The organism is Streptacidiphilus anmyonensis, from assembly GCF_000787855.1.
Taxonomy (GTDB): domain Bacteria; phylum Actinomycetota; class Actinomycetes; order Streptomycetales; family Streptomycetaceae; genus Streptacidiphilus; species Streptacidiphilus anmyonensis.
Window position 1 is genome coordinate 70,238 of sequence record NZ_BBPQ01000003.1, and the last position, 15,203, is coordinate 85,440.

Consider the following 15,203-nt stretch of genomic DNA (forward strand, 5'->3'; position numbering starts at 1 on the left):
CTGCTCACCCGCCTCGCCCTGCACCGTGGGCAGGCGGTCGCCGGACCCGCCGAACCCATGGAAGGAAACCCGTGACCGCGTCCATACCCGTGCTGCGATCCGTCTCGGACCGCTTGTTCCCACCCGGGGCGAACCGCTACGGCCCGCTCCCCGCACTGCTGGTGCCGCTGACGTTCGTGACCGGCCTCGTTGACGCCGTGTCCTACCTCGGCCTCGGGCATGTATTCGTCGCCAACATGACCGGCAACGTGGCGTTCCTCGGCTTCTCGCTGGCCGGCGCCAAGAGCCTGAGCCTGTGGGCCTCGGCCCTGGCGATCGCCGCCTTCGTGGTCGGCGCGTGGTCCGAGAGCCGGATCGCCCGCCTCCTTCCGGCAGGTCCGGTGGGGCTGTTCCGCGTCGTGGTGGCCGCCCACGCCGTTCTGGTGGCCTGCGCCGCGGCGGTGGCCTTCGCGTCGGGCGCGACGCACACGGGCACGCGTGCCGCGCTGATCGCCCTGCTCGGCTGCGGCATGGGACTGCAGAACGCGGTGGTCCGCAAGCTCGCGGTGCCCGACCTCACCACCACGGTGCTGACGCTGACCGTGACCGGCCTGGCGTCGGACCGCCCGGAGCGGGCGACGGCGCGCCGCCTGCTCTCCGTCGCCGCGATCCTGGCGGGGGCGCTGACGGGAGCTGCCCTGGAACTGCACGCGGGGGCGGCCTGGGCGCTCGGCACGGCCGCCCTGGTCCTCGCCGCCGTCGCGGCGGTCCCCGCGTCCTGACGGAGCGTCACCGGTGACGTGCAGAGAGCGGAAGGCGCGGCAACCGGGCGGCCCGAGCCCGGCTGGGGCCGCGACCCGGACCCGGACCGGTGACGCCTTCCGCTCCCTGCGCCGGGTCGCCGCCCTGCGCGACCGCCGAGTCCCGCCGGCTCCGAGCCGGAGCTGCGAGTATCGAGGCCGCGCAGGACCGCTCGGGGTCGTCCACCAGATGACGGAGCGGTTCCGGCGGCAGCCGGTGCCGTCACCTCGCCCGGGGCCGATCACCTCGCTCGGGGCATCCACGGGATCAGCCGCGCCCACCGGCCTGAGTGGTCAACCCGACGAGGGTCCGCGACGTCGCCCGGGGTTCCCTGCGGGCCGGTCGTCCTCAGTCGGTGCCGTGCGGGCCGTGGGTCCGGTGGCGCCCACGGCGTCCGCCTTGGCCGCGAAGCGCGACGCTTCCGCGCTGCCGACTCCCGACAGGAGTTCGGCCGCCTCGGTCCAGGCGGCCCGAGCCGCGTCGGGCTCCCCTCGCTCCAGCAGTGCCTCCGCCAGATGGTCCAGCACCTCCGCCTGGTTGGGGAGGTCGTGCACCAGCCGGTAGAGATCCAGCGCACGGCGGAGGTTCCCGATCGCGACCTCGGTCTCGCCCAGACGCAGCCGGGCGAACCCGAGGGTGTCCCAGGTGGCGGCCTCGCTGCGCTGGTTCCCGGTCCGCCGGAGGATCGGCAGCGCCTCCTCGCACCGGGAGATGGTCGTCCGGAAGTCGCCGAGCAGGGCCGAGTACCAGGCGACGGCGTTGAGTTCGCGGGCGACGAGGTTCTCGTCCGGCAGTGTCCGATAGAGCGCCAGTGCGGCTCGGGCCTGTTCCAGGGCCTCCTCGTGCCGCCCCTGGCGACCGAGGACCCAGCCGATGCTGCGCCGGGTGTGTGCCAGTTGCTCCGGGTCCAGCCGCCCGAAGTAATGCTCCATCAACTCGACCTGCTCGTCGGCCTCCTGTGCGCGCCCCAGCTGGGCCAGCGCCCGGGCGATGCCACCGGCGGCAGCGGTGATCACGCCAGGGTCGTCCAGAACCAGGGCCGCGTCCAGCACGACGCGCAGCAGCGTGATCTCGTCGGCCCAGCGCCCCTGGGCGTCCAGGAACGTGGTGCTGTCGTCGGCCAGTAGCAGCCGCGCCCGGGTGAAACGCGGGTCGCTGATGGCGTGCAGGGCGGCCAGGATGGTGTCCTCCTCGCCACGGAACCACTCGATCGCCCGCGGGCGGTCGTCGAACGGCAGCAGGACCACCCCCTCGGCCGGCGACTGCGTCAGCGGCCGACGCGTGCGGGTGGACATGACCCGCCCGGCGGAGTCCGCGTTGAAGTGAAGGTAGTGCAGCAGCCTGGTCTCGGCCGCGAACCGGTCCTCGCGCTCCTGCTCCAGGAGCTCGCAGGCGTAGTCACGCAGCAAATCGTGCAGCAGGTGGCGGCCCTCCGCGTCGCGCGAGAGCAGGTTCGCCGAGGTGAGCCGGCGCAGCAGCCGACGGGCCGTCCGCAGGGGCACCCCGGCGACTGACGCGGCCGATTCGGCCGACATCGCCGGACCGGGGTGCACGGCGAGATACCGGAAGAAGCGTGCGGCCTCGGCGTCGAGGGCGCGGTAGGACCAGGAGAAGACGGCCCGTACGTCCGTCCGCGGGTCGGCGCCCTCCAAGGTGTCCAGGCGGGTCGAGGGGTCGCGCAGGTCGGCCGCCGCGGCCCGGAGCGAGAGCACGGGGGTTGCCCCCAACTGGGCCGCCATGACCGCGACGGCCAGCGGCAGACGCCCGCAGAGCTCCACCAGCGCGGCGGCCGAGTCCGGCTCGGCCTCGACCCGTTCGTCGCCGATCCGGGCCCGCAGCGCGTCGAGGGCTTCGTCGGGGGTCCACACGTCGAGACTGAACTGCGCCGCGCTGTCGAGTGCCGCCAGACCCGTGAGTTGGCTGCGGGAGGTGACGAGGGCAAGACACCCCGGGCCCTCGGGCAGCAGCGGCCGTACCTGGTCGGCGTCGCGCGCGTTGTCGAGCACGACGAGGAGCCGCAGCGCGGCCGTGCGCTCGCGGAAGAGCGCGCCGCGCTCCGCAGTGCCCTCGGGGATCTCCCGGGCGGGCACGCCGAGGGCGACGAGGAAGCCGCCGAGGGCCTCGCCCGGGTCCAGCGCGTTGCCGCCGGGGTCGAAGCCGCGCAGGTTCACGTACAGCTGACCGTCGGGATACCCGTCTGCCACCCGGTGTGCCCAGTGGACGGCCAGGGTCGTCTTGCCGACGCCGGCCATGCCGGCCACCGCCGTGATCAGGACCTGCTGGGCAGCCCCGGCTCCCAATCGGTCGGTGAGCGCCCGTGCCGCCTCCAGCACGTCGCTGCGGCCTCGGAACGCCCGCAGGTCGGGCGGTAGCTGCCGAGGAACGGACGTCTCGGGAGTCGAGGGTCGTCCGGCGGCCTCGAGCAGGCGACGGCGTCCGGCCGTGTCCAGGTCGAGTGCGTCGAGCAGTTCGGTGAGTGTGGACATTCGCGGTGTGCTGCGACCTCGCTCCATGTCGCTGATGGCCCGCGCGCTCACGCCCGAGGCCTCCGCCAGGCTCTCCAGTGTCAGCAGCGCGCGCTGCCGCTCCTCACGCAGCAGCCTGCCGAATTCCGTCGTCCCCACCGCCGCTCCCGATCGCCGTCGCCACGGCCGAAGCCGCCCCACCGAGCGGTGATCCTAGGGACGGCGGCGGGGCAGTGGGAGGGCTCAAGGGGTCTGAGATGCGGAAATAAGTCGATCGACTCAAGCCTGGGACGGGCGCGGGCGGAAGGGTTGAGCCCGGACCGCTGGGAGCGGTCCTCCGGTCCTCGGCCCAGGGAGGCGCCCGCATGACCCGTCCCCGCATCCTGATCCTCGGCGGCGGCTTCGCCGGGGTCGCCGCCGCCAGAAGGTTGGAGCGGCGGCTCGGCCCGGGGGAGGCCGACCTGACTCTGGTCACCCCTCAGGACTACGAGCTGTATCTGCCGTTGCTTCCGCAGGTCGCGGCGGGCGTGCTCACCCCGCAGTCGGTGGCCGTGTCGCTGCGCCGGATCCTGCGCCGCACGAGGATCGTGCCGGGGACCGTGCTCGGCGTCGACCCGGCGCGCCGCCGAGCCGTGGTGCGACTGATCACGGGCGATCAGGTGCTTGAGCGGTACGACCTGGTCCTGCTCGCCGCGGGCAGCGTCACCCGCTCGTTCGCGATCCCTGGCGTGCCGGACCACGCCCGGGGGATGAAGACGCTCGCCGAGGCGGTGTCGGTCCGTGACCACGTCCTCGCGCAACTCGACCTGGCCGCCGCCACCGAGGACGAGGCCGAGCGCCGGGCCCGGCTGACCTTCGTGGTGGTGGGCGGCGGCTACGCCGGAACCGAGACAGCCGCCTATCTGCAGCGACTGGTGCGGTCGGCGAGTCGACGCTACCCGAACCTCGACCCCGACCTGGTCGACTGGCATCTCGTCGACCTCGCGCCCCGCCTGATGCCTGAGCTGGGGGAGCGGCTGGGCGAGCGCGCGCTGCGCGTGCTGCGCCGAAGGGGCATCGAGGTCGGCCTCGGCGTGAGTGTGTCCGAGGCATCGGCGGAGGAGGTGGTGCTCACCGACGGCAGGCGCCTGCCGTGCCGGACCCTGCTGTGGACCGCGGGCGTGGCGGCCAGCCCGCTGGTGTCCTCGCTGGACGCCGCGACGGTCCGGGGACGGCTGACCGTCACAACGGAACTGACGGTGCCGGGCCTCGACGGTGTCTTCGCCGTCGGCGACGCGGCGGCCGTGCCGGACCTGGCCGTCGGCGGAGACGCGGTCTGCCCGCCGACTGCCCAACACGCCCTCCGTCAGGGCCGGGTGGCCGGCGAGAACCTGGCGGCAGCCCTGCGCGGACGCCCGCTGCGGCCCTACCGACACCACGATCTCGGCCTGGTGGTCGACCTCGGAGGCCGGGGCTCGGTGGCCCGTCCGCTCGGTGTGCCGCTCAGCGGCTTCGTCGCCCTGTCCGTCGCCCGCGGCTACCACCTGCTGGCGCTGCCGACTCTCGTGGCCAGAACCAGGGTCCTGACGAACTGGCTGCTGCACGCGCTGGCCGGCGACGACTTCGTCCGCACGGGTCTGCTCGCCCGGCAGGAACACACCGTGCGGGCGCTGGAGCACACCGAGGGATACCTGTCGCCGCAGGACGTGAAGGCCGCGACCGCTTCGGACTGATCGACGCGGCAGGGCGCACCGTGGTGTCGCCACGTGCGACGGAAGAACGGCGAGCCGCCGCACCTCCGAGAGCCTCGCGCAGCCGGGCGTCGACCTCCTCTCCCGTCCGCGGTCCGGTCACGGTCGGGGTGGGCGCCGGCGACGGTGCGATGCAGTCGGTCTACCGAAGCGGACGGGCGCGCGGGACCGCGAGGCTGCCTCCACAAGCCCCGTCCCTCAGGAGGCAGACATGACCATCAACCAAAGGCCCACGCCGTACCACCGTTTCACCCGGATGCCGATCGCAGGCGTCTGGCGCGAGGGGAGCTCCAGGCGTCGATTGAGCGACACCAACCCCTACTCGGGGGAGGTGCTCACCGAGATCACGCCGGCGAACGCCGCGGACGTCGACCAGGCGTACAGCGAGGCGCGCCGCGCCCAGCGGGCGTGGGCCGCCGCCGAACCGTCCGAGCGTGCGGCGGTGATGCGCCGCGCGGCGCAGATCATGCAGACCAGGCGGTTCGAGCTGGTGGACTGGTTGATCCGTGAGATCGGGGCGACGCGGTCCCGGGCCGAGGTCGAGGTGGCCATCGCCACCGAAGTGACCGCGCTCGCCGGCGGGCAGACCGCCCATCCCGTCACGCTCGTCGACTCCGACGTCCCGCACAAGGAGAACCGAGTGCTGCGCCGCCCCGCGGGGGTGGTGACAGTCATCAGTCCGTGGAACTTCCCGCTCTACCTGTCGAACCGTTCGGTGGCCCCCGCGCTCGCCCTGGGTAACGCCGTCGTGCTCAAGCCTGCCGAGGACTCGCCGGTCACAGGCGGTCTGTGGCTTGCGAAGGCCTATGAGGAGGCGGGCCTGCCGCCGGGGGTTCTGAGCGTCGTGATCGGTACGGGTGCCGAGATCGGGGACCATCTGGTGGAGCACCCGGTCCCCCGGGTCGTCTCCTTCACCGGGTCCACCGCGGTCGGCCTCGGCATCACCCGCAAGGCAGGGGTCAAGCGCCTCGCCCTCGAACTGGGCGGCAACGGTCCGATGGTGGTGCTGGACGACGCCGACCTCCAGCGGGCGCTGATGTGCGCCGGCAACGGCAGCTTCTACCACAACGGCCAGATCTGCATGGCGACCAACCGGATCATCGTGCAAGCGCCGGTGTTCGACGAGTTCGTCGAGCGTTTCGTCGAGCAGACCCAGGACCTGCGCGTTGGCGACCCGGCCGATCCCGGCACCCAGATCGGACCGGTCATCAACGCCCGTCAACTCCACTCCATCCGAGAGAAGATCGACCGCGCTGTGACGGACGGCGCCAAGCTGCTGCTGTCTGCGGACCCCACCGGACCCACCGGTCAGGTCCTGCCCCCGCACGTCCTGGTCGGGACCAACGACGTGGCCACGGCCCGCGACGAGGTCTTCGGGCCCGTCGCCACGATCATCCGGGCCGACGACGAGGACCATGCGCTGCGCATCGCGAACGCCACCGACTACGGACTGTCCAGCGCGGTCTTCAGCGAGGACCTGGAGCGGGCCCTGCGCTTCGCCCAGCGCATCGAGGCGGGGATGACGCACATCAACGACACCACGGTCCACGATGACGTGCACGCCCCGTTCGGCGGGGACAAGCAGTCGGGCTACGGCCGATTCGGCCTCGGCTGGGTCGACGACGATTTCACCAGCCGACACTGGATCAGCATCCAGCACCTTGCGCGTCCGCTGCCGTACTGAGCCGGGCACGGAGCCCACGCCCACAAGCGGGCGGGGAGCGCGGCCGGCCCAAGGCGCGCCTCGCCCGTTCCCGGCGGACCCGACTCCGAGCCGTCACGGCGGTCTGTTCGCGGTGGCCTCCGCGCGGACTGCTCCGCCCGGGTATGCCGCGCCTGTGCAGTCGATCGACTCAAGCCGGGCGTGCCGTTCAGGACCGACAGTGGAGTAAGCGGCGACAGCGACAGCCGAAGCAGGAAGGAAGACACCACGATGAGCGCCATCATGCGCGCCGTGCGCGGGCACCGCCGCGGCGGGCCGGAACAACTGCGGTACGAGGTCGCCCCCAAGCCCGACCCCGGCAGCGGAGAGGTGCTGGTGGCCGTCCGGGCCGCGTCCATCACGGCGGGCGAACTCGGCTGGGACGCGACCTGGACCGACCGCTTCGACGGGACCGGCACGCCGCGCGTGCCGATCGTCCCCTCCAAGGAGGTCTCCGGCGTCGTCGCGGAACTGGGTCAAGAAGCCGAGGGCTTCGCCGTCGGCGACGCCGTCTACGGCCTGATCCCGTTCCTGCGCGACGGCGCGGCCGCCGAGTACACGACGATCCCCGCCGAGGTGCTGGCCGCCAAGCCCCCGTCACTGAACCACCAGCAGGCCGCGGCGCTGCCGCTCGCCGGCCTCACCGCCTGGCAGGGTCTCGTCGGGCACGGAGGTCTGACGCGCGGTCAGCGGGTGCTCGTCCACGGCGGGGCGGGCGGCGTCGGGTCGTTCGTCGTCCAGGTGGCCGCGGCCCTGGGCGCGACGGTGGCGGCGACGGCCGCCGGGGCGGACGAGGAGTTCGTGCGCGGCCTCGGGGCGAGCCAGGTCATCGACTTCACCACCCGGCGGTTCGAGGACGAGGTCAAGGACGTCGATCTGGTCTTCGACACCGTCGGCGGCGACAGCCAGAGCCGGTCCTGGCAGGTGCTGCGGCCTGGCGGGGCCCTGGTCAGCATCGTCGCGCCACCCGTGGTGCCGGAGCGCAGCGCCGCGCGTGCGGTGTTCTTCGTGGTCGAGCCCGACCGGGCGGGACTCGAGGAGCTGACCGCCCTGGTCGAGTCCGGCCGGCTGACGCCTCGGATCGACCGCACCGTCCCGCTCGCGGAGGCTCCCCTGGCCTACGCGGCGCTCGAGCGCGAGCACCGTCGCGGAAAGATCGTCCTCCAGGTCTCCTGAAACCTGCCGCCGACCGTCGCACACCCACCGACGTCCCGCACACGCGAGCGGCCGAGGTCGACGCTGCGCGCAGATCATCCCCGGCCGCGGGGAGGGGGACCGGTCAGCCGTGGGTGCTGCTGGTCCTGGCCATGACGTTGGGCTTCTCCCGCATTCATGACCGCGGTGGTGATCGCGGCCCAGCGCGATCGCGGTCGCCAGGCCGATGCCCGGACGAGCCGACTACGCGTCGCGACCGGCCGGACCCGTCCGACCGACAAAGGACCTGCAACGCGCCGCCACTGTGCCGTTCGGGTGTTTTCGAGTCCGGCTCGCGAGCCCTGGGCCTGGCACCCGGACCGGAGGTGGTTGAGTCGCCGACATGAGCAAGAGTGAGGTCGAGGCCCTGTTCGGCAACCGCTTCCTGACCATGCCCGCGCCTTCGGAGACCTTTCCCGAGAAGGGCATGACTGCGACGGATGCCATGCGGTTGCTGGACGACGAGCTCGTCATGGAGGGCGACCCGGAGCGCAACCTCGCCACGTTCGTCACCACGTGGATGGAGCCGGAGGCGCAGCGGATCATCGCCGAGAACCTCCACCGCAACTTCATCGACCACGCGGAATACCCCATCTCCGCGGAGATCGAGCAGCGCTGTGTGCGCATGCTCGCCGATCTCTTCCACGCGCCGGGTAAGACCGCGGGATGTCGGACCCAGGGCTCGTCCGAGGCGATCATGCTCGGCGCGCTGTCGTTGAAGTGGAAATGGCGCGAGCGCCGGGAGGCGGCCAACCTGTCGGTCGACCGGCCCAACCTGGTCTTCGGCGGCGACGTCCACGTCGTGTGGGAGAAGTTCTGCCGCTACTTCGACGTCGAGCCGCGGATCGTGCCGCTCGCCGAAGACAAGTACACGATCGGCCCTGAGGACGTGGAGCCCCACCTCGACGAGAACACGATCGGCGTCGTCGCCGTCCTCGGCACCACATTCACCGGCCACAAGGACGACGTCGTTGGGATCGACAAACTTCTGCGGGATATCCGCAGGAAACGGGACCTCGACATCCCGATCCACGTCGACGCCGCCAGCGGCGGCTTCGTGTGGCCGTTCCTCTACCCGGACTCGAAGTGGGACTTCCAACTCGAGCAGGTCCGATCGATCAACGTCTCGGGACACAAGTACGGGCTGGTCTACCCCGGCATCGGCTGGCTGGTCTTCCGCGACGAGTCCGACCTGGCCAAGCGCCTCGTGTTCTACGAGAACTACCTGGGCAAGACCGACGCGACGTTCACACTGAACTTCTCCACCGGCGCGTCGATGGTGCTCGCCCAGTACTACAACTTCGTACGGCTGGGTCGCCAGGGTTACACCTACGTCATGGAGTCGATGCAGTCGAACGCCCGCGCGTTGGCGGACAACCTGCGCAGCGGCGGCCGGTTCGAAGTGATCGGCAGCGACCTCGAACAGCTACCGCTGGCCGCTTTCCGCCTCGCCGGCAAACACGCCTACGACGAGTCCGACATCGCCTGGCAGCTCTCGGCCGAGCGCGGCTGGATGGTGCCGGCGTACACGCTTCCGCCCAACGCCGAAGGAGTGAAGATCCTTAGGGCGCTGGTCAAGGAGACCATGAGCCGTGAGCAGGTCGAGCGCCTGACCCAGGACATCGCCCGCGCCTGTGACACGTTGGACCACAAGGGTGCGACCAGCGAGGTCGAGCGTGCCCGGGTCAAGGGAGGGACCGGCTACTGAGCGAGGGGCCGCGGATGCTCCGCGCTCAACCGGGGCCTGCTCGGCCCGGGACCGCGCGGACGCGATTCGGCCACGGGGCCGGCAACTGACCAGGCCCTCCGTCGATCGTCTCATCGGCGCCGAATCCGGCGACAACGGGTCGGCCGCCCACGCGGTAGTCGCGGAGCGTCACCCGATCGCGCGTCCGCATCGGCGGGACATGCCGCCTTCGGCCCAATCGGTGGGTTCGGCCAAGTGGGCCGTCATGCTGTGTTCGTTGATCACGTTCCGGGTCGGGGAGACCGCTGGTGCACAAGTCGCGTGAGGTGTTGTTCGAGAGGATCCGGCAGGCCGGCGGGACGACGGGCTGTCCGGGCGGAGACGTCCGCGCGGTTCACGGTGTCGCGTCGGATCGTGCGGCAGGTCGACCGGACCACCTTCCGCTGCACCCCGCCCAGGACCGGCAGCGAGTCCTTCCGCTTCCAGGCAGGCCGAGAGACCCGCTTCCCGGCCGACAAGCGATGGCCCACCGGTGCGGAACCCGCGAGCAGGTGCTGCCGGTAGGGCACGACGGCATCGACATCTGGCCTGTCCCAGTCGGCTGGGACCTGTTCGCGGGAGGACGATCATGAGCTGGCTCTCGAAGGTCTTCGAGCGCAATCCCGCGGGGTTCAACTGGCCGCGAGCGGTGATGTTCCTGGATGCCGCGCTGGTGCCGTTGGTCGTCTTCTGGGCGATCGGGTATGAGCAGTACCTTCTCAGCGCAGTTTTCGGCCTGCTGTTCGCGGCGCTGGCCGACCCGGGAGGCGGCTACGGGCGCCGCGCGTCGCACATCGCCGGATTTGGGCTGGTCGGCGCGGGGCTGACCGCGCTGGGGTTCGGCATCGGGGGAGACGCCTGGGGCTGGCTGGTGCTTGCGGCTTTCATGGTCACGCTGGTGGCCGGCCTGGCGGTCGCGCTCGGGGTGCACAGCTTCGCCACCGCCATGCTTCTCAACGTCTGGTTCATCGTCACCCTCGCACTCGCGTCGGGCTTGCATCAGCATCCCGGCATCACGAACTACACCTGGGCTCAGGTGGTCGCCTGGGCCGGGGGGTCGGCGCTGTGGATCGTGGTGACGTTCCTGGCGTGGCTGATCTGCGGGCGCAAGGACCAGCCCCCGCCGGTTGCGGAGTTCCCCGGTGACACCTCGCGGAAGAAGCTGACCGGGCCGCTGGTCGTGTTCGCGGTGATCCGCGCTGTGGCCATCGGCGGCGCGATCGCGCTGGCGTTCGGGCTGAACCTGACGCACGGCGTCTGGATGCCGATCGCGGCCATGATCGCGCTGAAGCCGAGCCTGGAGCAGAGCACGATCGTGTCAGCGCAGCGCCTGGTCGGCGCGCTGATCGGCGCTGTCGCGGCTGGGCTGCTGCTGCTCATCCCCGCCAACGAGACGGGACTGAAGCTGTTCGCGATCTCTCGCGGACTCGAAGTCGTCGCGCTTGTGCTGTTCATGCACGGGGCGGCCATCCGCTTTTGGAACTATGCGTTCTACTGTGCGGCGATTGCTGCCGCAGTTCTCACCCTGATCGACCTTCCGCAGCCCACTGACTATGCCGCTGAGGGCTACCGGATGCTGTGGACGTTGTGCGGGGTGGGGATCGGTGTGCTCGCCATGATTCTTGCCGGCCTGCTCACCAAGCTCAGCGCCAGACCCTCGCCGGAATCCGCCTGAACCTGAGCAACGCGGCACGACCCGTCGGCGCCTTCGACGTCCCGCCTGCGCTGTCCCTCGCGAGGGCACACGGGATCCGCCCGGCCGAGCATCGGCCGGGCGGATCGTCGCTCGTCGGGGCACTCTCCCTGGGGCGTCACTTGTCCATGTGGTCGAGGGCCTCGTCCAGGGCGGTGGCGGCGGTGATGAGTGAGAGGTGGGTGAACGCCTGGGGGAAGTTACCAAGTTGCTCCCCGCTGGGGCCGATCTCCTCGGCGAACAGGCCGACTTGATTCGCGTAGGTGTGCATCTTCTCGAAGGTGTAGCGGGCCTGGCGCAGGCGGCCGGCGCGGGCGAGGGCGTCCACGTACAGGAACGTGCACAGGCTGAACGTCCCCTCGGAGCCGCGCAGGCCGTCGGGGGAGGCGGCCGGGTCGTAGCGGTAGACGAGGCTGTCCGAGACCAGGGTCTTGTCCATGGCGTCCAGGGTGGAAAGCCAGGTCGGGTCTCGTGGCGCCACGAAGCCCACCCGCGGCATCAGCAACAGCGAGGCGTCCAGGACGGCGTCCGCACCGTAGTGCTGGACGAAGGCCTTGTCGGTCTCGCTCCAGCCGCGAGTCATGACCTGCTCCAGGATGGCGTCCCGCGCCTTGGTCCAGCGCTCGGTGTCGGCGGGCCGGCGCAACTCGTCGGCCATGGCCAGTCCACGGTCGAAGGCGGCCCAGCACATCACGCGGCTGTAGGTGAAGTCCTGGCGTCCGCCCCGGGTCTCCCAGATGCCCTCGTCGGGCCGGTCCCAGGAGTCGGCCAGCCAGTCCAGGCCGTCGGCGACGGCCTTCCATCCGCGGTAGTCGGCCTGCAGGCCGATCTCGCGGCCCTCGGAGAGGCCGTAGAGCGCCTCGCCGTAGATGTCGAGCTGGAGCTGGTCTGCGGCCGCGTTGCCGAGGCGCACCGGGTACGAGCCGCGGTATCCCTCGAGGTGCTCGAGGATCTCCTCTGTCAGGATGGGCTCCCCGTCGACCCGGTACATGATCTTGAGGGCTTCCTTGCTGCCCTGCTCCTGCTCCGCCAGGATCCGGTTGCGGAGCCAGTGGGTGAAAGCGGTCGCCTCCTCGGTGAACCCGAGGTCGAGCAGCGCCCGGATGGACAGGGACCCGTCGCGGACCCAGGTGTAGCGGTAGTCCCAGTTGCGTTCCCCGCCGACCTGCTCGGGCAGGCCCATCGTCGCCGCGGCGACCGGCGCGCCGGTGGGTGCGTAGGTGAGCAGTTTGAGGGTGATGGCGGACCGGTTGACCATGTCCGGCCAGCGGCCTCGGTAGCGGGACCCGCGCGCCCAGCGCTGCCAGAAGTCGACGATCTGCCAGAGCCTCTCCTCCGCCTCGGCCTCGGTCCTGGGCACGGGAGGCGGCGGGGGTCCGGCGGGGCTGCAGACGGTGAAGACGACGACCGCGGTCTCGCCCTCGTGGAGGGTCACGGTCGCTACGGCGTCATGCTGGTCGCGCTCGATGGGGAAGGTCGCCTGCAGGTGGGCGGTGATCTCAGGAGCCCGGAACACCGCTCCGTCGGGCGTGAGGTCCAGGTTGTGGGTGGCGCGGCCGTAGTCGAAGCGCGGACGGCACTCCAGGCTGAACCGGACCGAGCCACGCACCGCGCGGATCCCACGGATGAGAGTGTGCCGGTCGGTGGCGGTTTCGGAGCCGGTGGGGTCCATGCAGTCGAGGACTTCGCCGACGCCGTCCGGCGACATGAACCGGGTGACCAGGACGGCCGTGTCCGGGTAGTACAACTGCTTGCGGGAGTCGTCCGCCGCGTCCGGCGCGATACGGAAGTAGCCGCCCTTGTCGTGGTCGAGCAGAGCGGCGAAGAGGCTCGGGGAGTCGAAACGCGGAGCGGCGAACCAGTCGATGACTCCCTGCGAGGTGACCAAGGCTGCGGTCTGCAGGTCGCCCACCAGCCCATGGTCGGCGATCGGAGGGTAGCGGTCCATGAGCGTCCAATCGAAAGGAATCCCCTTCTCCACTATCGGAGGCGTGCCACGCTCTCGCCTCTCGTGGTGGCGCCAACCTCGTGGTGCCGCAACTGCCCGGGCGCATCCGGTGTGCGCGGCGCCCCTCGGCCACGGCTGTGCTGGGGCCCGACGGCCCGGTCCTCTGCGGGCAGCCGTCCGTACAGGAGTGCGCCCGGGAGCCCAATGAGCGTGGTGCGCCCTGACATGGTCGACTTGAGGGGAACCCACGTCGGGGACCGGGCAGGCTGATGCGGCTCTACCACGCTCCGTGACCGGCCCGGCGCGTGAGGGGTTGCCCTGAGTCGGTACACCCCTAGCTATCTGTGGTGCTTTGCCGGCCGGCAGCACACGCGGCTGCGGCCCGATGGGAGTAGCCATGACGATGAAAAACGGAGGCGTGGCAGGCGGAAGGCCCGGTGGCCGGCCGTCCACCCGCGGTGCGACACGGACGGCAGCGCAGTCTTTGAGCCGTGCGGACCGGGTGGCGCTGGGAAAGGAGGCCCGCGGGGCGGCGCCGCTGGAAGCCCAGGGAGAGTTTCGGCCGGGCAAGTCGCGGGATCCCGTAGGGCTGCTGCTGGGCCAGGCGGACTCGCGGGTGCCGGAGCTGGTACCGGTGCGGCACGGGCGCATGCTGGTGTCACCCTTCACGTACTTTCGAGGTGCGGCGCTGCCGATGGCGGCCGATCTGGCTGCCACGCCCACCTCGGGACTGCGGGTCCAGCTGTGTGGAGACGCACATCTGTCCAATTTCGGCGCGTTTGCCTCGCCGGAGAGGCAACTGGTGTTCGATGTCAACGACTTCGACGAGACTCTGCCCGGGCCTTTCGAGTGGGACGTCAAGCGGCTGGCCGCGAGCCTGGCGGTGGCGGGGCGCGACAACGACTTCTCCGACAAGGCCCGCCGCAAGATCGTCCTGGCGGCCGCCAAGGGCTATCGCAAGGCGATGCACCAATTCGCGCAGCAGCCCCTCCTGGACGTCTGGTATGCCCACCTGGACATCGAGGAGGCCATCGAGCAGTTCCGCTCCCAGATCAAGACCAAGCGGTTCGAGAAGGCCGAGACGCTGATGGCCAAGGCCCACACCCGCGACAGCACGCAGGCGCTGGGCAAGCTCACCAGCCTGGTCGACGGCCGACGGAAGATCATCAGCGATCCACCCATGATCATCCCGGTGGAGGAGCTGTTCAGCGATGTGCAGGCGGACTCGCTCTACGACCTGATCGGCACCGTCCTGAGCAAGTACCGGCTCACCCTGCAGTCCGATCGACGGCACCTGCTCAGTCAGTTCACGTTGGAGCAGATGGCTCGCAAGGTCGTCGGGGTCGGCAGCGTCGGCACCCGGGCCTGGATCGCGTTGATGGACGCAGGGGACGGCGTAGAGCCGCTGTTCTTGCAGGCCAAGGAAGCCCAGCCCTCCGTCCTGGCGGAGTACGCGGGGCGCAGCCAGTACAGCAACGAGGGTGAGCGGGTCGTTGCCGGGCAGCACCTCATGCAGGCCGAGAGCGACATCTTCCTCGGCTGGACCCGTGCCACCGGCGACGACGGGGTGGACCGCGACTTCTACGTCCGCCAGTTGCGCGACTGGAAGGCATCCGCACCGATCGAGATCATGATCCCCTCAGGCATGGCGATCTACGCGCGGCTGTGTGGTTGGACCCTGGCCCGAGCGCACGCGCGCTCGGGTGACCGCATCGCCCTGGCGGCCTACCTCGGCGGTTCGAAGCGGTTCGACCATGCCATCGCGGACTTCGCCGAAGCCTACGCCGACCAGAACGAAGACGACTTCGCTGCCCTTCAGGTTGCCGTGAAGGACGGCAGAGCAGAAGCCACCACCGAGATCTGATGGCGCGTCCGCCCGGGTCGGTCCCGAGGGGTCACCTCGCAGTCGGCGGATGGCTGCCGGGCTGTTGAATCCCGGCGATCGCCCCGGCTACGCCGACCGGG

The 15,203-nt window shown here is 70.9% G+C and carries 9 protein-coding genes; 7 read left to right on the top strand and 2 right to left on the bottom strand.

The window, feature by feature from the left end; all coding sequences use genetic code 11:
- Positions 1–71 precede the first annotated feature (71 nt).
- Complete coding sequence (locus tag TR50_RS05220; protein ID WP_042414915.1) at positions 72–761, top strand: YoaK family protein; 690 nt, start codon at positions 72–74, stop codon at positions 759–761.
- A gap of 312 nt (positions 762–1,073) precedes the next feature.
- On the opposite strand, the gene TR50_RS05225 is transcribed toward TR50_RS05220, so the two are convergent.
- Positions 1,074–3,404, bottom strand: a complete 2,331-nt coding sequence (locus tag TR50_RS05225) for an ATP-binding protein (RefSeq protein ID WP_063775003.1) — start codon at positions 3,402–3,404, stop codon at positions 1,074–1,076.
- Between the two features lie 206 nt (positions 3,405–3,610).
- Between TR50_RS05225 and TR50_RS05230 the strand changes: the two genes are divergently transcribed.
- From TR50_RS05230 to TR50_RS05250, 5 genes are all read left to right on the top strand, one after another.
- Positions 3,611–4,957: an NAD(P)/FAD-dependent oxidoreductase gene (locus tag TR50_RS05230; protein ID WP_042414918.1), complete on the top strand. Its 1,347-nt coding sequence runs from the start codon at positions 3,611–3,613 to the stop codon at positions 4,955–4,957.
- 229 nt (positions 4,958–5,186) lie between these two features.
- The gene (locus tag TR50_RS05235; protein ID WP_042414920.1) at positions 5,187–6,659 is read left to right on the top strand and encodes an aldehyde dehydrogenase family protein; all 1,473 of its coding nucleotides are present in this window, start codon (positions 5,187–5,189) and stop codon (positions 6,657–6,659) included.
- A gap of 249 nt (positions 6,660–6,908) precedes the next feature.
- Positions 6,909–7,853, top strand: coding sequence for an NADP-dependent oxidoreductase (locus TR50_RS05240; protein WP_169790421.1), 945 nt, complete (start codon positions 6,909–6,911; stop codon positions 7,851–7,853).
- 361 nt (positions 7,854–8,214) lie between these two features.
- Positions 8,215–9,579, top strand: coding sequence for a glutamate decarboxylase (gad, locus tag TR50_RS05245; protein WP_052440750.1), 1,365 nt, complete (start codon positions 8,215–8,217; stop codon positions 9,577–9,579).
- A gap of 607 nt (positions 9,580–10,186) precedes the next feature.
- Positions 10,187–11,272, top strand: a complete 1,086-nt coding sequence (locus TR50_RS05250) for an FUSC family protein (protein WP_042414924.1) — start codon at positions 10,187–10,189, stop codon at positions 11,270–11,272.
- Positions 11,273–11,408: 136 nt separating this feature from the next.
- Here the strand turns inward: TR50_RS05250 and TR50_RS05255 are convergent, their stop codons facing one another.
- A complete protein-coding gene (locus TR50_RS05255) occupies positions 11,409–13,238 on the bottom strand; it encodes a glycoside hydrolase family 15 protein (RefSeq protein WP_042414926.1) in 1,830 nt (609 codons plus the stop codon).
- A 397-nt stretch (positions 13,239–13,635) separates the two neighbouring features.
- Here TR50_RS05255 and TR50_RS05260 point away from each other — a divergent pair, with 397 nt between their 5' ends.
- Entirely contained in the window at positions 13,636–15,102 is a 1,467-nt protein-coding gene (locus tag TR50_RS05260) for a DUF2252 domain-containing protein (protein WP_084699765.1), read from the top strand.
- Positions 15,103–15,203 lie beyond the last annotated feature (101 nt).

Excerpts from the sequence above, each read along its gene's own strand:
- TR50_RS05230 (WP_042414918.1), top strand. The coding sequence starts at position 3,611 with ATGACCCGTCCCCGCATCCTGATCCTCGGCGGCGGCTTCGCCGGGGTC.
- TR50_RS05235 (WP_042414920.1), top strand. The coding sequence starts at position 5,187 with ATGACCATCAACCAAAGGCCCACGCCGTACCACCGTTTCACCCGGATG.
- TR50_RS05240 (WP_169790421.1), top strand. The coding sequence starts at position 6,909 with ATGAGCGCCATCATGCGCGCCGTGCGCGGGCACCGCCGCGGCGGGCCG.
- gad (WP_052440750.1), top strand. The coding sequence starts at position 8,215 with ATGAGCAAGAGTGAGGTCGAGGCCCTGTTCGGCAACCGCTTCCTGACC.
- TR50_RS05250 (WP_042414924.1), top strand. The coding sequence starts at position 10,187 with ATGAGCTGGCTCTCGAAGGTCTTCGAGCGCAATCCCGCGGGGTTCAAC.
- TR50_RS05255 (WP_042414926.1), bottom strand. The coding sequence starts at position 13,238 with ATGGACCGCTACCCTCCGATCGCCGACCATGGGCTGGTGGGCGACCTG.
- TR50_RS05260 (WP_084699765.1), top strand. The coding sequence starts at position 13,636 with ATGACGATGAAAAACGGAGGCGTGGCAGGCGGAAGGCCCGGTGGCCGG.